The 25,316-nt window shown below is 33.7% G+C and carries 20 protein-coding genes, 7 tRNA genes and 1 pseudogene; 24 read left to right on the top strand and 4 right to left on the bottom strand.

Features of this window, described 5'->3' with window-relative positions; genetic code table 11:
- Positions 1–114 precede the first annotated feature (114 nt).
- From MR875_02340 to MR875_02320, 5 genes and pseudogenes are all read left to right on the top strand, one after another.
- Complete coding sequence (locus MR875_02340) at positions 115–984, top strand: hypothetical protein (GenBank protein ID MCI6993687.1); 870 nt, start codon at positions 115–117, stop codon at positions 982–984.
- On the top strand, positions 985–1,863 hold the full coding sequence (locus MR875_02335) for a site-specific DNA-methyltransferase (protein MCI6993686.1): 879 nt from the start codon (positions 985–987) through the stop codon (positions 1,861–1,863).
- Positions 1,864–1,910: 47 nt separating this feature from the next.
- Positions 1,911–2,579, top strand: a complete 669-nt coding sequence (tpiA, locus tag MR875_02330) for a triose-phosphate isomerase (GenBank protein ID MCI6993685.1) — start codon at positions 1,911–1,913, stop codon at positions 2,577–2,579.
- A gap of 9 nt (positions 2,580–2,588) precedes the next feature.
- Entirely contained in the window at positions 2,589–3,803 is a 1,215-nt protein-coding gene (locus MR875_02325; protein MCI6993684.1) for a phosphoglycerate kinase, read from the top strand.
- 211 nt (positions 3,804–4,014) lie between these two features.
- Positions 4,015–4,694: pseudogene (locus MR875_02320) on the top strand (dioxygenase).
- A 4-nt stretch (positions 4,695–4,698) separates the two neighbouring features.
- On the opposite strand, the gene thiE reads toward MR875_02320, so the two are convergent.
- Positions 4,699–5,319, bottom strand: coding sequence for a thiamine phosphate synthase (thiE, locus tag MR875_02315; GenBank protein ID MCI6993683.1), 621 nt, complete (start codon positions 5,317–5,319; stop codon positions 4,699–4,701).
- Positions 5,316–6,182, bottom strand: a complete 867-nt coding sequence (gene thiM, locus MR875_02310; GenBank protein ID MCI6993682.1) for a hydroxyethylthiazole kinase — start codon at positions 6,180–6,182, stop codon at positions 5,316–5,318. Before thiM ends, thiE begins: the two co-directional genes overlap by 4 nt.
- A gap of 116 nt (positions 6,183–6,298) precedes the next feature.
- Between thiM and MR875_02305 the strand changes: the two genes are divergently transcribed.
- The 19 genes from MR875_02305 (at position 6,299) to MR875_02215 (ending at position 22,094) form a co-directional block, all read left to right on the top strand.
- A tRNA-Thr gene (locus MR875_02305) sits at positions 6,299–6,372 on the top strand.
- A gap of 119 nt (positions 6,373–6,491) precedes the next feature.
- A tRNA-Pro gene (locus MR875_02300) sits at positions 6,492–6,566 on the top strand.
- Between the two features lie 4 nt (positions 6,567–6,570).
- Positions 6,571–6,644, top strand: a tRNA-Tyr gene (locus MR875_02295).
- A gap of 125 nt (positions 6,645–6,769) precedes the next feature.
- A tRNA-Asp gene (locus tag MR875_02290) sits at positions 6,770–6,841 on the top strand.
- 33 nt (positions 6,842–6,874) lie between these two features.
- Positions 6,875–6,948 (top strand) — tRNA-Lys (locus tag MR875_02285).
- A gap of 80 nt (positions 6,949–7,028) precedes the next feature.
- Positions 7,029–7,238 carry a DNA-directed RNA polymerase subunit H gene (locus tag MR875_02280; protein ID MCI6993681.1) on the top strand — a complete coding sequence of 70 codons (210 nt, stop codon included), beginning with the start codon at positions 7,029–7,031 and terminating at the stop codon, positions 7,236–7,238.
- 232 nt (positions 7,239–7,470) lie between these two features.
- Complete coding sequence (locus tag MR875_02275) at positions 7,471–9,021, top strand: DNA-directed RNA polymerase subunit B'' (protein ID MCI6993680.1); 1,551 nt, start codon at positions 7,471–7,473, stop codon at positions 9,019–9,021.
- A gap of 459 nt (positions 9,022–9,480) precedes the next feature.
- Positions 9,481–11,328, top strand: a complete 1,848-nt coding sequence (gene rpoB, locus MR875_02270) for a DNA-directed RNA polymerase subunit B (GenBank protein MCI6993679.1) — start codon at positions 9,481–9,483, stop codon at positions 11,326–11,328.
- A 21-nt stretch (positions 11,329–11,349) separates the two neighbouring features.
- Positions 11,350–14,553 (top strand): DNA-directed RNA polymerase subunit A', encoded by a 3,204-nt coding sequence (locus tag MR875_02265; protein ID MCI6993678.1) that lies wholly within the window; start codon positions 11,350–11,352, stop codon positions 14,551–14,553.
- Between the two features lie 8 nt (positions 14,554–14,561).
- Positions 14,562–15,740: a DNA-directed RNA polymerase subunit A'' gene (gene rpoA2 / locus MR875_02260; protein ID MCI6993677.1), complete on the top strand. Its 1,179-nt coding sequence runs from the start codon at positions 14,562–14,564 to the stop codon at positions 15,738–15,740.
- Between the two features lie 8 nt (positions 15,741–15,748).
- Positions 15,749–16,048, top strand: a complete 300-nt coding sequence (locus tag MR875_02255) for a 50S ribosomal protein L30e (protein MCI6993676.1) — start codon at positions 15,749–15,751, stop codon at positions 16,046–16,048.
- Positions 16,049–16,054: 6 nt separating this feature from the next.
- Positions 16,055–16,486, top strand: coding sequence for a NusA-like transcription termination signal-binding factor (locus MR875_02250; protein MCI6993675.1), 432 nt, complete (start codon positions 16,055–16,057; stop codon positions 16,484–16,486).
- 325 nt (positions 16,487–16,811) lie between these two features.
- Entirely contained in the window at positions 16,812–17,237 is a 426-nt protein-coding gene (locus MR875_02245) for a 30S ribosomal protein S12 (GenBank protein ID MCI6993674.1), read from the top strand.
- 13 nt (positions 17,238–17,250) lie between these two features.
- Positions 17,251–17,811, top strand: a complete 561-nt coding sequence (locus MR875_02240; protein MCI6993673.1) for a 30S ribosomal protein S7 — start codon at positions 17,251–17,253, stop codon at positions 17,809–17,811.
- 29 nt (positions 17,812–17,840) lie between these two features.
- The gene (locus MR875_02235) at positions 17,841–20,042 is read left to right on the top strand and encodes an elongation factor EF-2 (GenBank protein MCI6993672.1); all 2,202 of its coding nucleotides are present in this window, start codon (positions 17,841–17,843) and stop codon (positions 20,040–20,042) included.
- Positions 20,043–20,190: 148 nt separating this feature from the next.
- A complete protein-coding gene (gene tuf / locus MR875_02230; GenBank protein MCI6993671.1) occupies positions 20,191–21,432 on the top strand; it encodes a translation elongation factor EF-1 subunit alpha in 1,242 nt (413 codons plus the stop codon).
- A gap of 69 nt (positions 21,433–21,501) precedes the next feature.
- Positions 21,502–21,810, top strand: a complete 309-nt coding sequence (gene rpsJ, locus MR875_02225) for a 30S ribosomal protein S10 (GenBank protein ID MCI6993670.1) — start codon at positions 21,502–21,504, stop codon at positions 21,808–21,810.
- Positions 21,811–21,847: 37 nt separating this feature from the next.
- A tRNA-Ser gene (locus MR875_02220) sits at positions 21,848–21,930 on the top strand.
- 81 nt (positions 21,931–22,011) lie between these two features.
- Positions 22,012–22,094, top strand: a tRNA-Ser gene (locus MR875_02215).
- A 6-nt stretch (positions 22,095–22,100) separates the two neighbouring features.
- Here the strand turns inward: MR875_02215 and cobK are convergent.
- Positions 22,101–22,886: a precorrin-6A reductase gene (gene cobK / locus MR875_02210; protein ID MCI6993669.1), complete on the bottom strand. Its 786-nt coding sequence runs from the start codon at positions 22,884–22,886 to the stop codon at positions 22,101–22,103.
- Positions 22,883–25,312 carry a calcium-translocating P-type ATPase, PMCA-type gene (locus MR875_02205; protein MCI6993668.1) on the bottom strand — a complete coding sequence of 810 codons (2,430 nt, stop codon included), beginning with the start codon at positions 25,310–25,312 and terminating at the stop codon, positions 22,883–22,885. Before MR875_02205 ends, cobK begins: the two co-directional genes overlap by 4 nt.
- Positions 25,313–25,316 lie beyond the last annotated feature (4 nt).

Below are 25,316 nucleotides of genomic sequence, written 5' to 3'. Positions count from 1 at the left end.
TAGTTTTTGATTATATATACCTTTTTCACTGTAAAATAAATTTAATAATCATTGAACAAAATTGTATTATATTTTTTAAAACTATTTATATGTTTAGTAATTATATTTTTTAGCATGAGATTGTGGAATAAAAATCAAGAAAAATTATTTTTCATTAATTCGGTTAAAGTTGCATTTCCAAGTCAATTGTTTTATAAGGCTACTGACGGGAGATATTTGGCATATTGGCCAAAAGGATATCGGGGTAAAAAATCAACCTTGCAGTCAAGAAATTCTCTGATAGGTGAATTCACTGAAAATTGGGTTTGTGAATTATTTAAAAAGTTGATTGAAAATGAAAATCTGTTTTTAATTAGGCAAGCAAGAATTCCTGCATTGGGTATTACTTCACGTTCTCCAGCAGATCTTGTCATTTCAACTTCCAATAAACAAATTCTAAAGCCAAGTGAAGTGAAGGTCATTTTTGAGATTAAAATGTCAATAGTCTGGAACTGGCAATATTTTGAAGAATCTGGTAATGTTGTGGAAATTGGGGATTATAGAAATCATCAGGGAAAACCTAGTTTCACAAGATCAGATTCAATATTAAAAGCTATTGGAAAATGCATTGGGATTAGGGTTTCAAATTTCGAATCATCAAAGATTCCAATTATTGTCATTGGTAATGCTCCATTGTCCAATGGATTTTGTAAAAAAGCAGATTATCTAAAGAGAGTTGGGGTGATTCAGGGTTTTTGGTCTTTAAATCCATTTCCTTTAAATCATGGAAATACCAGAAAGACAACTCCTCATGGGGGTTATATTAGATTTAATAATACTTCTGAACTAAAACAGAGCATCAATAATTTATTTTCACAGGATTTGAATTTCTTTTCTGGTATGGAAAATCCAAAAACTTTGGGGAGATATATTGAATTGGCTAATGATGAAAATAATTATGAAAGCAAGGGATTGAAATTTTTAAAGTTAATAAGGAGGAATTGAATGAAGAGAAAAACTCAAACATCATCATTTGGTTCTGTTTTAAGGCAATCTCATGATTCAAAAAAGTTTTATAACTTAAAAATGTGTGAAAAGTTCAATAACTGTGAAACTATTAATTTTAATGAATTAAAAATTAGAAATGAGAATTTAAATAAGTTCTATTGTAAATCCAGTGAAAATATGGATGAGATTCCAGATAACAGTATTCATTTGATGATTACTTCTCCACCGTATAATGTTGGAAAGGAATATGATGATGATTTGACATTGGAGGAATATTTAAACTTGTTAAGATCTGTTTTTGGTGAAACATATAAAAAACTGGTCACAGGTGGCAGAGCGTGTATTAACATTGCAAATGTTGGAAGAAAACCATATATTCCTCTTCATGCCATGGTTATTGAAATCATGATTGACATTGGCTTTTTGATGCGTGGTGAAATTATATGGGATAAATCTACGAGTGCTGGGGGTTCTTGTGCTTGGGGAAGCTGGATGTCTGCTTCAAATCCTGTGCTTAGGGATTTTCATGAGTACATATTAATATTTTCAAAAGAATCTTATTCTAAAAATAAATCACAGGAAAAAAGAGATACTATTGGGAGAGATGAGTTTATTCAATGGACAAAAAGCATATGGACATTTTCAGCAGTCAATGCAAAGCGTATTGGTCATCCGGCACCTTTTCCAATTGAACTGCCCCATAGGCTTATAAATCTCTACACGTATGAGGGTGATGTTGTCTTGGACCCATTCTGTGGCAGTGGGACAACGTGCATTGCAGCTGCTCAGAACAAAAGAAATTATATTGGATATGATATTGAAGAAAAGTATATTCAATTATCAAGAAATAGACTTTATAATCAAAAATTTATTTAATGGTGATAATCAAATATAATTATTATTAATAGTTGTTGTGGGATATTATGGATACACCAATTGTGATATTAAATTATAAAACTTATTTAGAATCAAGCGGTATAAAAGCTTTAGAACTTGCAAACGATTTGGAAAGTGCTGCTAATGAATCTGGAATTACTATGGTTGCAGCTCCTCAGGCAGCAGATATTTACAGAGTAAGTGAGGAAACTTCACTTCCTATTTTTGCTCAGCACATTGATCCGGTAGCTCCGGGAGGACATACTGGTTCTAATTTGATTAATACATTAGTTGATGCAGGAATCAGCGGAACTTTAATTAATCATTCTGAAAACAGAATGAAATTAGCAGACATTGCTGAAGTTATAAAACTATGCAATGACTTCGAAATTGAATCATGTGTGTGCACTAATAATATTGAAACTTCAAAAGCAGTTGCTGCTTTAAATCCAGTTGCTGTTGCTGTTGAACCTCCTGAACTCATTGGAACTGGAATTCCTGTATCTCAAGCTCAGCCGGAAGTTGTTGAAGATACTGTCAAGGAAGTTAAAAAAATAAACAAAAACATTAAAGTTTTATGTGGTGCAGGTATCACTACTGGTGATGACATGAAAGCAGCTATGGATTTAGGTGCTGCTGGAGTATTGCTTGCATCAGGTATCATTAAGGCAGAAAGCCCAAAAGATGCTTTACTTGATTTGGTAAGTAAATTATAGAGTGAGAAAATGGCTGAATTTAATACAATTGATGATTTTGATATTGAAAATAAGACTGTTCTTGTAAGAGTTGATATTAATTCTCCTGTAGATCCAGGTTCTGGAATTATTTTGGATGATACTAGATTGAAATTGCATGCTCAGACTATCAAGGAATTGTCTAAAAGAGGAGCCAAAGTAGTGCTTCTTGCACACCAAAGCCGTCCGGGCAAAAAGGATTTCACAACTTTGTCCCAACATGCTGATGCTTTATCAGATATTTTAAACTTAAGGGTTAAATATATTGATTCATTATTTTCAAGTACTGCAAAGGAAGCTATTCGTGATTTGAAGCCTCATGAAATTCTTTTGCTTGAAAATGCACGTTTCTTTTCTGAAGAATCACTTTCAAGAACACCTGAAGAACAATCAAAAACATTGCTTGTGAGACATTTATCTCCTTTGATTGATTATTTTGTAAATGATGCATTTGCAGCAGCTCATAGATCTCAGGCATCATTAGTTGGTTTTACTGTTAACACTCCTTCTGCTGCAGGTAGAGTGATGGAAAAAGAACTAACTGTAATTCAGGATGCATTGGATAATGTGCAGCATCCTTGCGTATTCTTGCTTGGTGGAATGAAACCTGATGATTCTATTGATGTGATGGAAAATGTATTAAGCAATGGAACTGCAGATGCTATTTTGACAACAGGTATTGTTGGAAATATTGTTTTATGGGCATCTGGTGCAGATATTGGTCAAGTTAATAGGGATTTCATTGTAAGTCGAGGTTATGAGGATATGGTTGAAAAATCTAGGGAGTTAATCGAAAGGTTTGGGGATAAAGTAAAATATCCTATTGATGCAGCTTGTGAAATAGATGGTGAAAGATTAGATATTGACATTGACAAACTCCCAAATGAAGCTATTTTTGACATTGGTGTAAAAACAATTGATTTGTATGCAAAAGAAATAAGGGATGCTAAAACAATATTTGCTAACGGTCCTGCCGGTGTATTTGAAAACCCTAATTTTGCAATGGGTACAGAAGATTTGATTAATGCTATTGCAAACTCTGATGGTTTTTCAATTATTGGTGGAGGACATATTGCCGCAGCTACTGCTGGACTTGGCTGTGAAGATCAAATGAGTCATGTAAGTAGTGGTGGTGGAGCTTGTATCAGTATGTTGGCCGGTAAAAAACTTGCTGCTGTTGAAGCCTTAAAAAACAGTAAAAAATAATCTTTTACTTTTTTATTTTTTTTATTAATTAATATTTTTGTTCGTTAATATACAAACATTTATATGATATATCATATTTAGATAATTGTAATGGAAAGTTTATAGGAGATATAAAATGACTGAAAAACAGATGATGCCTGTTGTTTTTGTAGGGCATGGTTCACCAACCAATGCAATAGGTGACAATATATACATTCCTCAAGGGAGAAAAATGGGAGAATACTTAGGAAAACCTGAAGTAATAATAGCCATATCATCTCATTGGTATTGTGAAAAGTTGTTTGTAAGAACTGCTGATGTTAATAAACAGATTAATGATATGTATGGATTTCCTGATGAACTATATCAGGTGCATTATGAACCTGAAGGTCATCCTCAATATGCTGAAAAGGCATTGAAGTTGCTTGGGATGATGCTGAGGTAAATAATGATTGGGGCATTGACCATGGCGTTTGGTCAGTTTTATCAAATATGTATCCTGATGCAGATGTTCCTGTTGTAATGGTAAGTGTCAATAGAAACTTAACACCTCTTGAACAATTTGAAATTGGAAAAAGATTGGAGCCATTGAGGGGAGACGGTGCTTTAATCATTGGAAGTGGAAATATTGTTCATAATTTGGGAATGGTTGACTGGAGAATGGATGATGGCTATGATTGGGCTTATAAATTTGACAGCGATATTAAAAGTACTATTTTAAAAGGAGATTTCGAAAAAATAGTTAATTATAATGACTTGGAATTCAGTGAACTTGCAATACCAACTCCAGACCATTTCTATCCTCTTTTAAATATTTTGGGCGCTGTATCAAAAGAAGAGGATGTAAAAATATTTAATAATGTTTGTGAATTGGGATCAATGTCTATGACATCATATATTTTTGAAAAATAAAAAATTAGTTATTAAAAATATTTAATAACTCTTCTGATGCTTTTTTGGGATCATCAGCACTCATTATTGCACTTACGACAGACAATCCTGCAATTCCAGTATCTGTTAGTTCAGATGCATTATCATTATTAATTCCACCAATCGCAACTACTGGTATGTCAATTGATTCAACAATTTCTTTTAAGTTTTGTTTTGTAATTGAAGGTGCGTCATCTTTGGTTGCAGTTGGGAATACTGCTCCAGTTCCAATGTAGTCTGCACCATCTTTTTGTGCTTTTTTTGCTTCGGTTATTGTTGCAGCTGAGACGCCTAAAATTTTATCTGTCCCGATTAGTTTTCTTGTAACTTCACAGGGCATGTCACTTTGACCAACATGCACGCCGTCTGCATCTATGGCTAATGCTATATCAACTCTATCATTGATTATTAAAGGTACATTGTATTTTGTTGTAATTTCCTTAACTTTCAAAGCTAAATTATAGAAATCTAATGTTTCAGCAGTTTTTTCTCTAATTTGAACTACACTAACTCCACCTTTTATGGCTTCTTCTATGGTTTTCAGGAATTTTTCAACATCATCACTTTTGTCGGTTACAAGATAAAGGGATAAATCAATAGTTTTCATAATATCATAATGTTTGATTCGTTAATTAAAGTTTCGCTGTTTGTTTTATATAAGTAATCAATTAGGTATGTTCTGAATGATCCAGTACCTTCATTTCTTTCATCAACTTTTGCTCTTGCTTTTTCACCAGCAAGGTTCATTGCTAAAATTGCAATAAGAGTTCCTTCTAATGGATTTGATCCTCCAATACAACTTCCAACAATTGAAGATAACATACAGCCACTTCCTGTAATTAATGGCATCATATCATCTCCGTTATTAATAGCAATTGTTGTTTTTCCATCGGTTAATATATCAATAGGTCCACTTGCTAGGATTACAGTGTCTAATTTTGAAGCCAGTGTGGATATTAATTCACCATTAGCTTTTAGATTTTCTTTGGTTATGATATCATCAGCATTTACATCAACGCCTTTTGCTGCGTTACTCTCATCTAAAACTCCAGATAATTTTGCAATTGCTTTGATTTCACTTATGTTTCCTCTAATTGCAGTAATGTTATGGTTTTCAATCAGTTCCATAGTTGTTTTATTTCTAAGTTCTGTTACTCCAACTCCTACTGGATCTAATATGATTGGGGTGTTAGTTTCATCAGCAGTTTTGCAACTAATTTTCATTGCTTCAATTTGGTTTTTGCTTAATTTTCCGATATTTATTACTAAAACATCAGCTATTGTAACAACTTCTTCAAGTTCTTCTGCATCTTCTGCCATAAATGGTGATCCTCCTATAGCGAGAATTGCATTTGCACAGTCATTAATTGTAACTGAATTGGTGATACAATGAGTTAGAGCATTTTTTTCTTTAATTTTTGTTAAATTTCCTTTTATATTATTAAATAATTCAGTCTCTTTATTTGTCATGATTATTAATTATAATTTTTTATTATTTATAATTTTACTTGATTTAATTTGAATTATAGTAAACTATTTAAGTGACTTTTAACATAATTAATTTTGTTATACAATATTAAAACTGTGCCTCGGTGGCTCAGTCTGGTAGAGCGCGAGACTTGTAATCTCGTGGTCGCGGGTTCAATTCCCGTCCGGGGCTTTTAATTTTGTATTCATGTAGTAATTTTTTCATAATTATGAATAATTATAGAAACATTTATATACTACATCGTATAAACTTATAATTAGTATGTTATCTGCATACATTATTATGTGTGTGGGTCCGTAGGGTAGCTTGGTCGATCCTTTGGGCTTTGGGAGCCTGAGACTCCGGTTCAAATCCGGGCGGACCCATTTACCCGCCTTAGCTCAATTTGGCAGAGCGTTGGACTGTAGATCCAAATGTTGCTGGTTCAAGTCCGGCAGGCGGGATTTTCAGTTAATTGTTTGAAATCATATTTAAAAATTTGGAAAAAAATATGTTTTTCCGAAACATTTATATATGATAAGAAACATAATAATTGAATAGTGTATTGTTATACTGTTTGAGGTTCTATGCCCTGGTGGTGTAGGGGCTATCATGTGGGCCTGTCGAGCCCGCGACTCGGGTTCAAATCCCGGCCAGGGCGCTTCGAAACTTAAATAGTGTTAACATATCTCATAGGCCTGTAGCTCAGTCTGGCAGAGCGCTTGGCTTTTAACCAAGCGGCCGCGGGTTCAATTCCCGTCAGGCCTGTTTCTAATTTTATATTTTAACTTTTCTATTTGGAGGAAATTATTTTGAAAAGTGAAACTAAATTTAATATTCAAAAACACATGCTTGTACCAAAGCATGAAATCATGACTGAAGAAGAAATTTCAAGCGAATTTAGTGATGTGGATTATGATTTTAAGAATCTTCCTAAAATTAAAGTATATGACCCTGTTGTTTTAGCTATTGGTGCAAGAAAAGGCGATATTTTAAGAATAACTCGTGAAAGTCAAACTGCGGGTGTTTTTGTTACTTATAGGATTGTTGAAGAGTAATATAAATTTAGAATTAGTGAAGTTTATATATTAATTTCTATATTTTTTTTGTTTTTTTTGGAAATTCATTATAATAAATTTGAACTTAGTTTGAGAGGAATTATCTTAGAAAAGATAGTTAGGAGTAAATTAAGAATAATGATTAAATGATTTAGTTATTAGGATTTTCCTTTATTTATTATTTTTATTTAGTTAATTATTTTTATTGCGTTTATGTAATTGGAGGATGTTCATGACAGTGAATAATTGGAAATTAGTTGATGCATTTTTCGATAAATATGATTTAGTCGACCATCATATAAAATCCTACAATGATTTTGTAAATAATAGGATTCAAAATATTATTGATATTACTGAACCTATTTCATTAGATGATGGTAAATATACTTTAAAAACTGGTAAAATACGTATTGAAAAACCATCTAACAAAGAAGCAGATGGTTCTAGAAGTATTATTGACCCTACTGAAGCTAGACTTAGGAATTTAAATTATTCTGCAGATATGTATCTTGAAATGGCATTAAATGAAGAAGGAGAAGATAATAAGTTAGAAGAAGTATATATTGGTGAATTGCCAGTTATGCTTAAATCTGATATTTGTCATCTTAATGGTCTTAGTGATGAAGAATTAATTGAAAAACACGAAGACCCTCAAGATTTAGGAGGATACTTCATTGTAAACGGTTCTGAAAGAGCTGTTGTTACTATGGAAGAGATTGCACCGAATAAAATTATTCTTGAACGTATAGGTGAAGTTGAAGAAAGACATGCTAAAGCTGTTGTAACTTCAATTAAAAGTGGTTTTAGGGCTAGAATTACTTTAGAATATAAAAAACCACGTAAAAATAAAGCATTTTTAAGAATTTCTTTCCCATATCTTCCTGGAGAAGTTCCATTAGTTGTATTATTAAGAGCTCTTGGATTATCTACTGATCAAGAGATTATTACTGCTATTTCTGATGATAATAATTTCCAGATGATGATTGCAGATGATATTCAAGTTTCTTCTGAAGAATTAGATAAATTCATAGATCAGTCTGTAATTAAAAATGGTACTGAAGAAGAAAGAAGACAACATTTACAAGATGCTGCTATTAAATACATTGGTAATAGAGTAGCTAAAAACATGCCTAAAGATTATCGTTATAAACGTGCTAAGGATGTTATCAACCGTTATTTATTACCTCATATGGGTATTGAAGAAGAAAGATGTTATGATAAAGCAATCTATCTTGCTGAAATGACTGAAATGTTATTGGAAGTTATTGAAGAAAAAAGAGATCCTCACGATAAGGACCACTACACTAACAAAAGGCTTAGAGTATCCGGTGACTTAATGGAAGATTTATTCAGAGTTGCTTTTACTAATTTAACAAGAGATATGAGTTATCAACTTGAAAGAAGTCTTTCTCGTGGTAAAGAACTTTCAATCAAACAAGCAGTTCGTAGTGATGTTCTAACTGAAAACATTAAACATGCAATTGCTACTGGAAACTGGGTTGGTGGAAGAGCTGGTGTAAGTCAGCTTTTAGATAGAACAAGTTATATGGGAACCCTTTCTCACTTAAGACGTGTTGTATCTCCGTTAACTAGAAGTCAACCTCACTTTGAAGCAAGAGATTTGCACCCAACTCAATTTGGTAAAATCTGTCCAAATGAGACTCCTGAGGGACCTAACTGTGGTTTGGTAAAGAACTTAGCTTTATTGTGTAATATTTCTGAAGGTTCTGACGAACAAGAGATTATTGATGTTATTGAACAAATGGATGTTGAATTGATTTAAGGAGGTGGAATGTTGTCTGAAGATTATAAAAAACCTGAAACTGAAGAAAAAAAGGCATTTTATTATTTTGGTTTTGAAAGATTAGCTACTTTTGATGAAGTTAATAATGTTATTGCTCAATTAAAAGAAAAATTCGCTGATGATGAAGAAGCATTGGAAAAAATTAATAATCATGCTCAATTCATTGAATCTTACTTTGATAATGATGAATTAAAAGCTGATGATAGTTTAAATGTTCCATTCAAAAAAGATAAACGTAGAGCTAAATGGGAATCCTACAAAAAAGATTTCCCTGAATTTGAATTAGCTGAGGAAGTAGTTTCTGAAGATGTAACTGAACCAGTTGAAGAAGTTGTTGAGATGGAATTTGAGGTTGAAGAACCTATTGATGAAACTATCGAAGAAGTTGTTGTGATAGAATCTGAGGTTGAAGAACCTATTGAAGAAGTTGTTGAAGAAATTAAACCTACTAATGAACAACCTCCTGTATTCAACAAGAAACATCCTAACACTAAAATTTATATCAACGGTGAACTTTTAGGTTACTGTGAAGATCCTATTACTTTCACTCAGGAAATGAGAGAAAAAAGAAGAAATGGTATAATTTCTCATGAGATGAACATTACTTACTATGAAGATAATGATGAGATTTATATATTCAACGATCCTGGTAGGGCAAGAAGACCTTTAATCATTGTCAAAGAGGGAGTTCCTCTCTTAAAAGAAGAACACATGAATAAAATAGCTAATGGTAAATTATCTTGGGATGATTTAATTAGTGAAGGTCTCATTGAATACTTAGATGCTGAAGAGGAAGAAAATGCCTACATTGCAATGAATTTGGCTGATTTAAGTGAAGATCATACTCATTTAGAAATCGACCCTGCTACTATGTTAGGTATTTGTGCTGGAATTATTCCATTCTCTGATCATAATTCCTCTCCAAGGAACACAATGGAAGCAGGTATGACAAAACAAGCTTTAGGATTATATGTATCTAACTATGCATTACGTACTGATACTAGGGCTCACTTATTGCATCATCCTCAAACTCCAATCGTTAAAACACGTATTATTGATTCAACCAATTATGACTTAAGACCATCCGGTCAAAACTTTGTTGTAGCATTAATGTCTTACGAAGGATATAACATGGAAGACGCAATGGTTATCAACAAAGGTGCTTTAGAAAGAGGTCTTGCAAGATCTTCATTCTTCAGAGCATATGATACTTCTGAAAAGAAATATGCTGGTGGTCAAAGGGATAAATTTGAAGTGCCTGATAAAAACATCAAAGGTTACAGATCAGATGAAGCTTACAGAAACTTAGATGATGATGGTGTTGTAAACCCAGAATCTGTAGTAAAATCAGGTGATGTGTTAATTGGTAAAACTTCACCTCCAAGATTCTTAGAGGAAGGACTTGGTACAAGAGTTACTGAAAGAAGAAGAGAAACTTCTGTTACTGTCAGACATGGTGAAAAAGGTATTGTTGATGCAGTTCTCTTATCCGAAACTGTTGAAGGTTCCAAATTAGCTAAAATTAGAGTAAGGGACACAAGACAACCTGAATTTGGGGATAAATTCGCATCAAGACACGGTCAGAAAGGGGTTATTGGTTTAATATTATCTCCAGAAGATATTCCCTTCACTGAATTTGGTGTAGTGCCAGATTTAATAGTTAACCCTCACGCGATTCCATCCAGGATGTCTATTGGACAGGTGCTTGAGATGGTTGCAGGTAAAGCTGGATGTCTTGAAGGTGAAAGAGTTGACGCAACTCCGTTCAACCAAACTCTTGAAGATGAAATTCAACAATTACTCCTTGATAATGGATTTGAATCTGCAGGTTGTGAATCATTATACAGCGGAGTAACTGGTGAAAGATTAGATGCAGAAATTTTCGTTGGTGTTGCATATTACCAAAAATTACACCACATGACTACTGATAAAGTCTATGCTCGTTCCAGAGGACCTGTACAAGTTCTCACACGTCAACCTACTGAAGGTAGAGCACGTGAAGGTGGTTTAAGATTTGGAGAAATGGAAAGAGATTGTCTTATTGCACACGGTGCAGCATTAACATTAAAAGAAAGATTACTCGATGAATCTGACAAATATACAGCAGTTGTATGTGAAAACTGTGGTATGTTAGCAGTAGAAGATAACAATCATAAAACCTACTGCCCAATCTGTGGAGATGTAGAAACATATCCAGTTGAAATCTCATATGCATTCAAATTATTATTAGATGAACTTAAGAGTTTATGTATTTTCCCTAAATTGATTTTAGGAGACAAAGCATAAAATTATTAAAGGAGTTAATACATGACAGCATTTATTAAAAAAATTGAAAGAATTAATTTTGGTTTAATGTCTCCTGATGATATTCGTAAGATGTCTGTTGTTAGGGTAGAATATCCTGATACCTATGGTGATGACGGATTCCCTATTGATAAAGGTTTAATGGATCCTCAGTTAGGAGTTATTGATCCTAGTTTAAAATGTAAAACCTGTGGTTCTAAAGGTGGAGTTTGTCAAGGTCACTTCGGTCGTATTGAATTAGCAAGACCGGTTATTCACGTTGGTTTTGGGGATGTTATTCATAAACTTTTAAAATCTACTTGTAATGAGTGTGGACGTGTTCTTTTAGATGATGATGAAATTAAAAAATACACTCATGACATTTTAGAACTTAAAGCTCAAAATGAAAGTATCTCTGATATTCTTAAAGAGATTTATGATAAGGCTAAAAAGGATGAATGCCCTCACTGTGCAGCTATCCAAGATAAAATTATTCTTGATAAACCAGTTTCAATCGTTCAACGTATTGATCCTCTTTTAGAATTCCAAAAAGTATTCAATGAAGCTAAACCTTCTGATAGTATTACTATTGCAGATATTGGTCCATTAGCTGAAGAAATTGTTGGATATACTTCAGAAGAATATGAGGAACCAGTTACAAAACAAGTCACTGATGAAGAAACTGGTGAAACTGAAACTGTAGAAGAAGTTGAAACAAAAACTAAAGTTGTAATCCTTCAAGATGTAATTGAATCAAACTTCCAGAACAAATTATTAATCAACAGTAATTTATTAACCCGTTTATGTGAGAAATTGAATGATGTTGATACTGTAATTGACATTGTTAAATCTCGTTTGACTACTGCTGATGATATTGATGAGACTTATGAAGTAAATAACACTCGTTTAAAACAAATCTTCAAGGACATTATATCTCTTAATAATTTGACTGAGGATTATAAGTTAACTGCTTCTGAAGTTCGTGAAAGGCTTGAAAGAATTTCTGATGATGATTCTTTTGTTTTAGGTGTTAATCCTGAAGTTGCAAGACCAGAATGGTTAGTTTTAACTACTCTTCCTGTTCCTCCTGTAACTGTAAGGCCTTCAATTATTCTTGATACTGGTGAAAGGTCTGAGGATGACTTAACTCACAAACTTGTTGATATTTTACGTATTAATCAACGTTTACTTGAAAACATGGAAGCTGGTGCTCCACAATTAATCGTTGAAGATTTATGGGAATTATTACAATATCACGTAACTACTTACTTTGATAATGAAGCTAGTGGAGTTCCACCTGCAAGACACAGATCCGGAAGACCACTCAAAACCTTAACACAAAGGTTAAAAGGTAAAGAAGGTAGGTTCAGATCCAACCTTTCAGGTAAAAGGGTTAACTTCTCAGCTCGTACTGTAATTTCACCTGATCCAAACATCAGTATTAACGAAGTCGGTGTTCCTGAAATGATTGCAAAAGAGGTAACTGTACCTGTTTATGTAAATGAATGGAACCTTGATGAAATGAGAAATTGCATTGAAAATGGTCCTGATGTTCATCCTGGTGCAAATTATGTAATCATGAAGGATGGAAGAAAAAGAAGAGTAACTGATGAATCTAAAGAGTACATTCTTGAAACATTAGAACCAGGTATTATTGTTGAAAGACATCTTAAAGATGGGGATATGGTTTTATTCAATCGTCAACCTTCTCTTCACAGAATGAGTATGATGGCACATGAAGTAAGAGTATTACCATATAAAACTTTCAGGTTAAACTTGTGTGTATGTCCTCCTTACAACGCAGATTTCGATGGGGACGAAATGAACATGCATGTTTTCCAGACTGATGAGTCTCGTGCTGAGGCAAAATCATTAATGCGTGTACAAGAACACATTTTATCTCCAAGGTTTGGAGGACCAATTATTGGTGCAATTCACGATCATATTAGTGGTGCTTACCTCTTAACTCGTGATGGTGTTGAATTTACTGAAGAACAAGCATTGCAAATTATCAGAAAATCTCACCTTGAATTACCAGAATTCAAAAAAGGTCAATGGGTTTTAAAAACTACTCTTGATTTAAAACCTGACTCTGAAATTCCAATTGATGTTGAAGAGTCTTATATTTACAAAGATAAAGGTGAGAATTGGACTGGTAAAGAGTTATTCTCTTTATTATTACCTAATGACTTAAACTTATCTTACAGTGCTGAAATTTCCAAATGTCCTGTAGTTTACCCACCTGAAGATGCAGAAGTAGTAATTAAAAACGGAATTCTCACACAAGGTGCAATAGATGAAAGTGCATATGGTTCTTTCTCAGGTAAAATCTTAGATAAGATTGTTAAAGAATATGGTCCTGGAAGAGCTAAAGAGTTCTTAGATAGGTCTACTGACCTTGCTATCTGTGGAATCATGAAAACCGGTATTACTACCAGTTTAAACGATGAAGAAATTCCTCGTGAAGCTCAAGATCGTATTAACGAGCACTTGGAAAATAAGATGGCAGAAGTAGATAAACTTGTTGAAGCTTATGAAGATGGTTATCTTGAAGCTTTACCTGGTAGAAGTCTTGAAGAGACTTTAGAGATGAAAATCATGCAAGTACTTGGTGAAGCAAGGGATATGTCTGGTCAAATTGCAGAACATTATCTTAACATGGGTAAACAATCTCTCGATGATCCTTATGACCATGTAATGGCAGTTGAAAACCACTCTGTAGTAATGGCACGTACTGGTGCAAGGGCATCCATGTTGAACCTTACTCAGATTACTGCTTGTGTAGGACAACAAGCAGTTAGGGGTGGACGTATCGAAAGAGGATACATTAAAAGAACTTTACCTCACTTCAAGAAAGGTGAGTTAGGGGCAAAAGCGAAAGGATTTGTTCACTCAAGTTATAAATCTGGACTTGACCCAATTGAATTCTTCTTCCACGCAATGGGTGGTAGAGAAGGTCTTGTAGATACTGCGATTCGTACCGCACAATCCGGTTACATGCAAAGAAGACTTGTAAACGCTTTACAAGATTTACAAGTAAAATCCACAGGACTTGTTACTGATAACCAAGGAAACGTTATCCAAACCATGTTCGGTGAAGATGGTGTAGATCCAGCTAAATCTGACTTCGGTAAACCTGCTGATTTAAATAAACTTATTAGCGAAATTAGGATGATGGATTCTTCTTCAGAGAAAGATGCTGATGAAATTGAAATGGAAGGTAAATAGGTGTAACTATGGATGAAATTATAACTAAAGTTATTGATATGATTGATGAAATTAATGAGACTGAAAATCTCGGCATTGATTTTGCAGATAGTTATATCGAAGATTTAGCTGAACATTATATCAGTAAAAATTTGACTGATGATGAATTACGTAAACTCATTATTAAGCTCAAACAGGCCTATGACCGAGCTCATGTTGAAGCTGGAGAGGCTGTTGGAACAGTAGCTGCACAATCTGTAGGTGAACCTGGTACTCAGATGACTATGCGTACTTTTCACTATGCAGGGGTAACTGAGTTAAACGTAACATTAGGTCTTCCGAGACTTATTGAAATTGTGGATGCTAGAGAAAAAATCAAAACTCCAACTATGGATATTTATTTCACTGAAGATAAACGTGATGATGAAGAATTTGTTAGAACTTTAGCTAATAAAATTGGTAAAAGTACTATTAACGATATTCTTTCAGATTTCAATTTAAATTATGGAACCATGGAAGTTGAAGCTGTTTTAGATAATAAGAAAATTGCAGAAAAAAGACTCGACAGAGAAGAAATTGATGCAAAAATCTTAAAAGCATTTAAAAAAGCTACAATTAATGGTGACAATATTGTTTTATCAAGCACTAAAACCGATTCAGATTTCATTATTAGGGAACTTCGTCTTTTAGCAGACAAATTCCGTGATTTACAAATCAGTGGTATTAAAAATATTGGAAGAGTCATTATCCGTCGTGATGAAGAATGGATTATTCACACTGAAGGATCCAACCTTAAAAAGGTTCTCAGTATGGAAGGTATTGACCAAGTTAGAACTACCACCAACAATATTCACGAAATCGGTCAAGTTTTGGGTATTGAAGCAGCTCGTAGATCAATTATCAACGAAGCTCAAAAAACTCTCTCAGAACAAGGTCTTAGTGTTGATGTAAGACACATTATGTTAGTTGCAGATATTATGACTTCCGAAGGTGTTGTTAAATCTATTGGAAGACATGGTATTAGTGGTGAAAAATCAAGTGTTTTAGCTCGTGCAGCTTTTGAAGAAACTGGTAAACATTTACTCCACGCAAGTATTCGTGGTGAAGTAGATGATTTAACAGGTATCATCGAAAATATTATTATTGGACAACCAATACCTCTTGGTACCGGTTCTATCGGTGTCAAAATGGATTATAAAAATGAATAGGAGGCTAGATGATGGACGTAGATAGAGGAATCAGAGTAGCTGTCGATACTGGTGATGTAACTTTAGGCTCTGAAAAATCAATTCAATCTTTAAAATTAGGAAAAGGCCAACTCGTTGTTGTTGCTGCTAACGCTCCTAAAGAAATTATTGAAGATGTTGAATATTATGCAAATCTTTCCGAAATCCCATCTATTGTATATGATGGAACTAGTGTAGATTTAGGGTCTGTTTGTGGTAAACCTTTCACAGTTGCTACATTAATCGTTAACGATCCAGGAGATTCTACAATATTAGACGATTTGAGGTAGATTTAAGTGTCTATTAAACTTAGTGCAAATGAAATTAGATTCATAGCTCTTTTCGAAAGCATGACTGGAGCAATGGTTAAAGATTGCATTATCGATGATGAACATGGAAAAGTCACTTTCATTGTCAAAAATGGTGACATGGGACTTGCTATCGGTAAAGGTGGAAGTTCTGTTTCTAAAGTTCAAAGAGCAGTAGATAAAAGTGTTGAAATTATCGAATTAGATGATGATCCAATACAATTTATCAAAAATGTTTTATCCCCTGCAAAGTTACAGTCTGTTAAAATAAGTCAAAAACAGTCAGGTGAAAAAATAGCTATTGTCACAGCAGACAATACCAACAAACGTATTGCTATCGGTAAAAACGGAATTAATATCGAAAGAGCTAAATTATTAGCTAATAGACAACATGATATTGATAATATTATTTTAAAATAGCTTTCGAGCTATTTTATTTTAATTTATTTTTTTTAAAAATTACTTTTTTTTATTTATTAATATATTGAATACATACCTTTATAAAGGTTAAACTATATAAATTATCATAAGATATCTGTACTGGTTATAACTTGACTACGTGTGCTTTTTGTCAAGGTTTTTAATATTATTTCAAGATATCTTCTTAGGTAAACTTGTTTTATCTATTATATTATTATTACTGATTTATATCTTAGAATTTAGATTGTACTATAAGATTATAGTATAAATCGCAGCGGTGGATTCTTTGATATGTTTTTAAGATAAAAAAATTCGAGGAAAAATTATGCCAGGACTTTTTGCTGCAAAAAAACTTAAAAAAAATAGACAAAATTTTAAGTGGAAAGATGTAGATTACAAAAGAAGAGCTTTAAGATTAGATGTTAAAGCAGATCCTCTCGAAGGAGCTCCTCAAGCTAGAGGTATTGTAATCGAGAAAGTAGGGATAGAAGCAAAACAACCTAACTCTGCTATTCGTAAATGTGTACGTGTTCAATTAATTAAAAACGGTAAACAATTAACCGCTTTCGCACCAGGTGATGGCGCTATTGGATTTATCGATGAGCACGATGAAGTAATGATTGAAGGAATCGGTGGACCATCTGGAAGATCCATGGGGGATATTCCGGGAGTTCGTTGGAAAGTTTCCAAAGTTAATAACGTAGCTTTATCAGAAATGGTAAGTGGGAAAATCGAAAAACCTGTAAGATAAGGTGGTTATATTTATGAGTAAATTATTCGATAAATGGGATCTCGATGAAGTAAAAGTAGATGACTTAGGTTTAGTAAAATACATCTGCTTAGATGAAACCTTAGTTCCACATACTTCTGGTAGACATGTAAAAAGACAATTCGCAAAATCTAAAGTATCCATTGTTGAAAGGTTAATGAACAAAATCATGAGAACCCATCTCAACTCTGGTAAAAAGAATAAAGCTTACAATATTGTTAAAGATGCTTTAGAAATTATCAACAGAAGAACTAAAAAGAACCCTGTTCAAGTTTTAGTTAAAGCAGTTGAAAACACTGCACCTCGTGAAGAAACTACCCGTATTAAATACGGTGGTATTGGATACCAAGTTGCTGTAGATATTTCTCCACAAAGAAGAGTTGACCTTTCATTAGGTTTCTTAACTAGAGGTACTTTACAATCTTCATTCAAAAACAGAAAATCTGTTGCTGAATGTTTAGCTGATGAATTAATTCTTGCATCCGAAGAAGATTCAAGAAGCTTTGCTTTAAGAAAAGCTGAAGAGAAAGAAAGAGTTGCTAAAGCAGCACACTAATTTATATTAATGTTTTTTAGGTGGTTATTTTGAGTAGAAGAGACAAAATGATTGCAAAAATCAAAGAATTAATGTACAAACCAGATCAAATCAGAAACATTGGTATCTGTGCTCACATCGATCACGGTAAAACCACTTTATCTGATAACTTACTTGCAGGTGCAGGAATGATTTCCGAAGAACTTGCTGGTGACCAAAGATTCTTAGATTTTGACGAACAAGAACAAGCACGTGGTATTACTATCGATGCAGCTAACGTATCTATGGTACACAATTACAAAGATGGTGAATACTTAATCAACTTAATTGATACTCCTGGACACGTTGACTTCGGTGGAGACGTAACTCGTGCTATGAGAGCTGTAGATGGTGCAGTAGTTGTAGTTTGTGCTGTAGAAGGTATCATGCCTCAAACTGAAACTGTATTCAGACAAGCATTAAAAGAAAACGTAAAACCAGTTTTATTCATTAACAAAGTTGACAGATTAATCAACGAGTTAAAATTAGAACCAGAAGAATTACAAAAAAGATTCATTAACATCTACATGGAAGCTAACAAATTAATCAAAAACATGGCTCCTGAAGATAAAAAAGAAGAATGGTCTTTAGATTTCACTGATGGTAGTGTAGCATTCGGTTCAGCATACCACAATTGGGCTATTAATGTACCAACTATGCAAGAAACTGGAGTTAACTTCAATGATATCATCCAATTCTGTAACGATGATAAACAAAAAGAGTTAGCACATAAAGTACCTTTATCTGATGTATTATTAGGTATGGTAGTTGAACACTTACCTTCCCCTAAAGAAGCACAAGTTTACAGAGTACCTAACATATGGGATGGTGACATCGAATCTCCTGCTGGAGAAGGTATGATTACCACTTCACCTGACGGACCTTTAGCTGTAATGGTTACCAATGTATCTGTTGATAAACACGCTGGTGAAATTGCAACTGGTAGGGTTTACGGAGGAACTATCGAAAAAGGTACTGAAGTATATCTCGTTGGTTCTCACGGTAAATCCAGAGTTCAACAAGTAGGTGTCTACTTCGGACCTGAAAGAGTTAACACTGACAAAGTCCCTGCTGGTAACATTGTATACGTTGCTGGTGCAAAAGGAGCTATTGCTGGTGAAACCTTATGTGATCCTGAACACAAAATTGTTGAGTTCGAAGGATTAGAACACATCTCTGAACCTGTAGTTACTGTTGCTGTAGAAGCTAAAAACACTAAAGATTTACCAAAATTAATTGAAGTATTAAGACAAGTAGGTAAAGAAGACCCTACCGTTAAAATTAACATTAACGAAGAAACTGGTGAACACTTAGTATCTGGTATGGGAGAACTTCACTTAGAAGTTATCGGTTACAGAATCGGAGAAAAAGGTGTAGATATCACTACTTCCGAACCTATTGTTGTATACAGAGAAACTGTAAGACAATTATCTCCACAAGTTGAAGGTAAATCACCTAACAAACACAATAGATTCTACCTTACTGTTGAACCTATTGAACCTGAATTATATGCCGCTATCCAAAATGGTGACATTAAAGAAGGTAAAGTTAAAGGTAAAGAATCTGCTAACGACTTCATGGAACATGGTTTAGAAAAAGAAGAAGCTAGAAGAGTATGGGCTGTTCACAACAGAAGTATCTTCCTTAACATGACTCGTGGTATTCAATACTTAGATGAAGTTAAAGAACTTTTAATTGAAGGATTTGAATCTGCATTAGAAAACGGTCCTTTAGGTGAAGAAATTGCAATGGGATTAAAATTCAAACTCCACGATGCAAAACTTCACGAAGATGCAGTTCACAGAGGACCTGCTCAAGTATTACCTGCTATCAGAAATGCAGTTTTAGGTTCTATGATGCTTGCTGAACCAGCATTACTCGAACCAATGCAAAAAGTAGTTATTGACACTCCTAATGATTACATGGGTTCCTGTACTCGTGAAATCCAAAACAGAAGAGGTCAAATTGTAAACATGGGTCAAGAAACTGGAGATATGGCAAGAATTGAATCTAAAGTGCCTGTAGCTGAAATGTTTGGTTTCGCTGGAGACATCAGATCTGCTGCTGAAGGTAGATGTTTATGGTCTACTGAAATTGCAGGATTTGAACCACTCCCACGTGAGATGCAACATAATATTGTTAAAGAAATCAGACAAAGAAAAGGCTTATCCGCAGATCCATTCCCTGCAAGCCACTACTTAGGAGACTTATAAAAATATAAAATTTTTATTTTTATATTTTTTTTATTAAAATTTATAAAAAAACATTATCTATTTATATGTTAAAATATAAAAATACATTTAAGCTATCATTTAAGCTTATAGATATTGTTTGTTAATATATTACAAAGAGGTTATTATAATGGCAAAAGATAAAGAACATCTTAACTTAGCATTTATTGGACACGTTGACCACGGAAAATCCACTTTAGTTGGACACTTATTATTAAAAGCTGGTGCAATCGCTGAACAACAATTAGACGACGGAGAAAACAAATTCAGATTTGTTATGGACAAATTAGGAGAAGAAAGAGAAAGAGGAGTAACTATCGATTTAGCTCACCAAAAATTCTCCACCAAAAAATACGACTACACTGTAGTAGATTGTCCTGGACACAGAGACTTCGTTAAAAACATGATCACTGGTGCTTCCCAAGCAGACGCTGGTGTTTTAGTAGTTGCAGCAGACGACGGCGTAATGCCTCAAACTAAAGAACACGTTTTCTTATCCAGAACTTTAGGTATTAATCAATTAATCGTTGCAATTAACAAAATTGATGTTGTAGATTACTCTGAAGACAAATACAACGAATTAAAAGAACAAGTTTCTAACTTAATCAAAACCGTAGGATTCAACCCAGCAAACGTACCTTTCATCCCATTATCTGCATTTGAAGGGGACAACATTAAAGAAGCAAGTGAAAACACTCCTTGGTACAAAGGTGACTCTTTAATGGATGCTTTAGACAAATTAACTCCACCTGAAAAACCTACCGATTTACCTTTAAGAATTCCTATTCAAGACGTTTACTCCATTACTGGTGTAGGAACCGTACCTGTAGGAAGAGTTGAAACCGGTATCATGAAAAAAGGTGAAAACGTTATCTTTGAACCTGCTGGAGCTTCCGGAGAAGTTAAATCTATCGAAATGCACCACGAAGTATTCGATGTAGCTGAACCTGGTGACAACATTGGATTCAACGTAAGAGGTGTAGGTAAAAACGATATCAGAAGAGGAGATGTAGCTGGACACACTGACAACGCTCCTACTGTTGCTAAAGAATTCGACGCACAAGTTGTTGTTTTACAACACCCTGGTGTAATTACCGTTGGATACACTCCTGTATTCCACTGTCACACTTCTCAAGTAGCATGTACTTTCTTAGAATTATCTAAAAAATTAAACCCTGCTACCGGTGCTGTTGATGAAGAAAACCCAGACTTCTTAAAAACTGGTAACGCAGCTATTGTTAAAATTAAACCTACCAAACCAATGTGTCTCGAAAACGCAAAAGAAATCCCTCAAATGGGAAGATTTGCTATCAGAGATATGGGTCAAACTGTTGCAGCTGGTTTATGTCTCAACGTTACCCCTGCAAAATAAGTTTGTAAACAATAATTAGAAAGTAATTATTTTACTTTCTTTTCTTTTTGTTTTATTGGAGGATAATAAATGAATCAAGCAAGAATTAAGCTTACAGGAACAGACCCAGAAAAATTAGCATATGTTTGTGATCAACTCAAAAAAATTGCTGAAAGAACTGGTGTAGACTTATCTGGTCCTATTCCATTACCTACTAAAAAATTAGTAGTACCTACAAGAAAATCTCCAGATGGAGAAGGTAAAGCTTCTTGGGAAAAATGGGAACTCAGAATTCATAAACGTTTAATCGGTATTGGAGCTGACGAACGTGCTATGAGACAAGTTATGAAAATTAACGTTCCTGATAATGTAAGTATTGAAATTGAACTTAAAGGATAGATATTTAGATTCTTTCTAAATATTCCTTTTCATATATGCCGAGATAGTCTAGTCTGGTAAGGCGCAGGACTTGAAATCCTGTGGAGTCTCTCCGCCTGGGTTCAAATCCCAGTCTCGGCGTTTATTATATCTATTTTTAAAAAAAGTTTTAACTTTAATTCTAATTATTTTATTTTATTCTTAAATATTATTTTTATGTATGCCGAGATAGTCTAGTCTGGTAAGGCGCAGGACTTGAAATCCTGTGGAGTCTCTCCGCCTGGGTTCAAATCCCAGTCTCGGCGTTTATTCTATAAAAGTTTTTTTAATTTAATATCCAATTCATCTAAATTGGATACAATATTTTCTTTGTTTATTTCATTTATTTCGGGCCTTTGAATCATGATTACTGCAATATCTTTTTCATTGGCTGCTTGAATTTTATCAATAACACCACCAATTTCTCCGCTTTCTTTTGTAATCATTACGATAGCATCATATTTTTCAATTAGTTGAATGTTCTCTTCGGTACTTGCAGCACCAGTCATTGGAATAATATGATCTTGACTAATATTTAATTCACGACATTTTTCAATAGATTTCTCCACTTTTAATATTCTTGGGTAGAATCTGTCTATTGAAACATTTTTCACGATGTCTGCCATTGTGTTGGCTCCTGCAAAATGTAATACATTTCCTTCATTAAATTCATTGGCTATTAATTCTCCTGCTTCAACAAATGATTTTACATATTGTATATGTGATGTATCAATATTTTCCATGTTTGTGATAGGTCTTTCGAAGCGTAAATATGGTATTTTTAACTCTTTTGCAATACTAACGCTGGTCTGAGTAATATGTTCTGCAAATGGATGTGTTGCATCAATTAAAATTTCATAACTTTCCTTTGTGATTATGTCAATTAGTTCATTTTTTGGAAGTGGGCGAGCTATGGTTGCATCACTTCCTCCGTCTTTTGCTAATTTTGCACCGTATTCAGTTGTGGTTGTAGTTAGAATAAATGCATCAAAATTTTTCTTAATAAATTTTATAATGTTTATGGAGTCTTTTGTACCCCCTAATAATAATATTTTCATTTTATCACTTTGTCCATTATTTTTTGAGCAAATAAAATGCTTGAAGCAACGATGATTATAATTATCCATTCAATAATACTAATTGCAGTTGTTCTGAATATTATTTGTAATTGTGGTATGTATATGATTAGTAATTGAAGTACAAATGATAATGCAAGTCCAATATATAAGTATTTGCTTGATTTTTCAGAGTTTGATCTTCCGTTAAATGCATTTAATAATTGATAGACTATAAATAATGTAAATGCAACTGTCATAGCTTTTTTGGTTGATGCACCTGAATAAATTTCCCAATAAAAAACAATAATGGTTCCAATAGCCATTACTGCTCCTAATAGGAATAGGTCTATCAATGTCTTTTTTGTGAGGATATCTCCAGTTTCAGGTGGACGCTGCATGGTATCTTTTTCAGCACCTTCCATTCCTAAGGTCTGTGCTGGGGGACCATCCATTACAATATTTAGCCATAATAATTGTGCTGGATTGAATGGCAATGGCAAATTGAGTAAACTTGTTCCAACTATTGTTAAAATTGCTCCAACATTTGTTGATACCTGGAATTTAACAAACCTTTTAATGTTGTCATAGATTTTACGTCCTTCTTTTATGGCTTTTACAATTGTTGAAAAATCATTATCCTGTAAAATCATGTCGGATGATTCCTTAGCAACATCTGTCCCATCACCCATTGCAACACCAATTGATGCTTTTTTAAGAGCAGGAGCATCATTAACTCCATCTCCTGTCATTGCAACAATGTTTCCTAAACTTTTTAATGTTTCAACAATTCTCATCTTTTGAGCAGGTTTTACCCTTGCATAAACTTGGATGTCATCTGCTATAGATAAATATTCTTCATCTGTAAGTTTTTCTAGTTCTTTTCCGGTAATCACTTGACCATCTGTCAATATTCCAAGTTGTGTTGCGATTGCGATTGCGGTTTTTTTATGATCTCCTGTAATCATTTTCACTGCAATCCCTGCATTAATACATTCTTTTACCGCTTTTTTCGCATTCCTTTTTGGAGGATCTATTAATCCGAGTAATCCTGTGAATATGAGATTTTCTTCAGGGTTTTCTTCATCATTGATTTTATATGCAAAACCGATTACTCTCAATGCATCTTCACTCATGTCGTCAATTTTTTGAAGTATGGTTTCCTTTGTTTCAGCATCAATTATTTTTATAGTTCCATTATAGTCTACATGTTTACATTTATCTAAAATTATTTCTGGTGCACCTTTTGTCAAAACAATTTTATTTTCATTATCTAGTCTATGTATGGTTGTCATCATTTTACGATTGCTGTCAAGTGGAATTTCATCAACACGCTCAAAGTTGCTTTTACAATCTTTTCCAAATCTCAGAATTGCTACATCTGTCTGATTTCCAATTGCAGTTTCGTCTTTTATGATGGCGTTATTGCATAATTTTGAAATCATTAAAGTCTTGTTTTCATTCAGTAAATAACTTTCAACAACACTCATGTTATTATCAGTTAAAGTTCCTGTTTTATCACTGCAGATTATTGTACATGATCCTAAAGTTTCAACAGACAGTAATCGTTTAACGATTGCATTTGATGAAGCCATTTCAGACATTCCAAGTGCAAGTGTCAATGTCAAAACTGCTGGAAGGCCTTCAGGGATTGCGGCAACTGCAAGTGAAACAGCAGTCATGAAAGTTTCAACAAGGCCAACTCCTTGCAGGGTTTCTAAAATAAATATGCCTATACAAACTGTAATTGCAATTGCAGATAATACTTTTCCAAGTTTCCCCACTCTTATCTCAAGTGGAGTTTCTTCATCTTCCTCTTGGACAATTTTTGCAATTTTCCCGATTTCAGTTTTCATTCCAATGTCAGTTACAATACCTATTCCATGACCGGAAATGATGTTTGAATCCATAAAGATTGTGTCATTTATTTCTTTTGCTACTGCTTTGGATTCTCCTGTGAGGAATGATTCATCACAATGAATATCATTACATTCAATCAATACTATGTCAGCAGGAGATTTATTTCCTTCTTCGAGAATTACAATATCTCCAATTGTCAATGTATTTGCATCAACTTCAAATATTTCATTATCTCTTTTAACAATTGCTTTTTTAACTATTATATTTTTAAGACTATCCACAGCTTTTCTTGATCTGTACTCTTGAATGAATCCAAGAATTGTGTTAAGCATTACAGCAAGTAAAATTACTCCTGCATCAATAAAATCGCCAATTGCAATTGAAGCAATGGCTGCTATTATTAAAAGTGCAATTAATACATCAACAAATTGTGATAAAAATAAGATTAATAGGGGTGTTGGTTTTTTTTCATCAAGTTCATTTAAACCGTATTCCTGTTGTCTTTTTAAGACTTCACTTTCACTTAATCCTTGATGTGATGTGTTATATTTTTTTAGGAATTTATCCATTAAA

Origin of the sequence: Methanobrevibacter sp., from assembly GCA_022775905.1 — an archaeon.
GTDB lineage: Archaea > Methanobacteriota > Methanobacteria > Methanobacteriales > Methanobacteriaceae > Methanocatella.
This window is presented reverse-complemented; position numbering and strand designations above follow the sequence as displayed.

Excerpts from the sequence above, each read along its gene's own strand:
- MR875_02340 (MCI6993687.1), top strand. The coding sequence starts at position 115 with ATGAGATTGTGGAATAAAAATCAAGAAAAATTATTTTTCATTAATTCG.
- MR875_02335 (MCI6993686.1), top strand. The coding sequence starts at position 985 with ATGAAGAGAAAAACTCAAACATCATCATTTGGTTCTGTTTTAAGGCAA.
- tpiA (MCI6993685.1), top strand. The coding sequence starts at position 1,911 with ATGGATACACCAATTGTGATATTAAATTATAAAACTTATTTAGAATCA.
- MR875_02325 (MCI6993684.1), top strand. The coding sequence starts at position 2,589 with ATGGCTGAATTTAATACAATTGATGATTTTGATATTGAAAATAAGACT.
- thiE (MCI6993683.1), bottom strand. The coding sequence starts at position 5,319 with ATGAAAACTATTGATTTATCCCTTTATCTTGTAACCGACAAAAGTGAT.
- thiM (MCI6993682.1), bottom strand. The coding sequence starts at position 6,182 with ATGACAAATAAAGAGACTGAATTATTTAATAATATAAAAGGAAATTTA.
- MR875_02280 (MCI6993681.1), top strand. The coding sequence starts at position 7,029 with ATGCTTGTACCAAAGCATGAAATCATGACTGAAGAAGAAATTTCAAGC.
- MR875_02275 (MCI6993680.1), top strand. The coding sequence starts at position 7,471 with ATGACAGTGAATAATTGGAAATTAGTTGATGCATTTTTCGATAAATAT.
- MR875_02265 (MCI6993678.1), top strand. The coding sequence starts at position 11,350 with ATGACAGCATTTATTAAAAAAATTGAAAGAATTAATTTTGGTTTAATG.
- rpoA2 (MCI6993677.1), top strand. The coding sequence starts at position 14,562 with ATGGATGAAATTATAACTAAAGTTATTGATATGATTGATGAAATTAAT.
- MR875_02255 (MCI6993676.1), top strand. The coding sequence starts at position 15,749 with ATGATGGACGTAGATAGAGGAATCAGAGTAGCTGTCGATACTGGTGAT.
- MR875_02245 (MCI6993674.1), top strand. The coding sequence starts at position 16,812 with ATGCCAGGACTTTTTGCTGCAAAAAAACTTAAAAAAAATAGACAAAAT.
- MR875_02240 (MCI6993673.1), top strand. The coding sequence starts at position 17,251 with ATGAGTAAATTATTCGATAAATGGGATCTCGATGAAGTAAAAGTAGAT.
- tuf (MCI6993671.1), top strand. The coding sequence starts at position 20,191 with ATGGCAAAAGATAAAGAACATCTTAACTTAGCATTTATTGGACACGTT.
- rpsJ (MCI6993670.1), top strand. The coding sequence starts at position 21,502 with ATGAATCAAGCAAGAATTAAGCTTACAGGAACAGACCCAGAAAAATTA.
- cobK (MCI6993669.1), bottom strand. The coding sequence starts at position 22,886 with ATGAAAATATTATTATTAGGGGGTACAAAAGACTCCATAAACATTATA.
- MR875_02205 (MCI6993668.1), bottom strand. The coding sequence starts at position 25,312 with ATGGATAAATTCCTAAAAAAATATAACACATCACATCAAGGATTAAGT.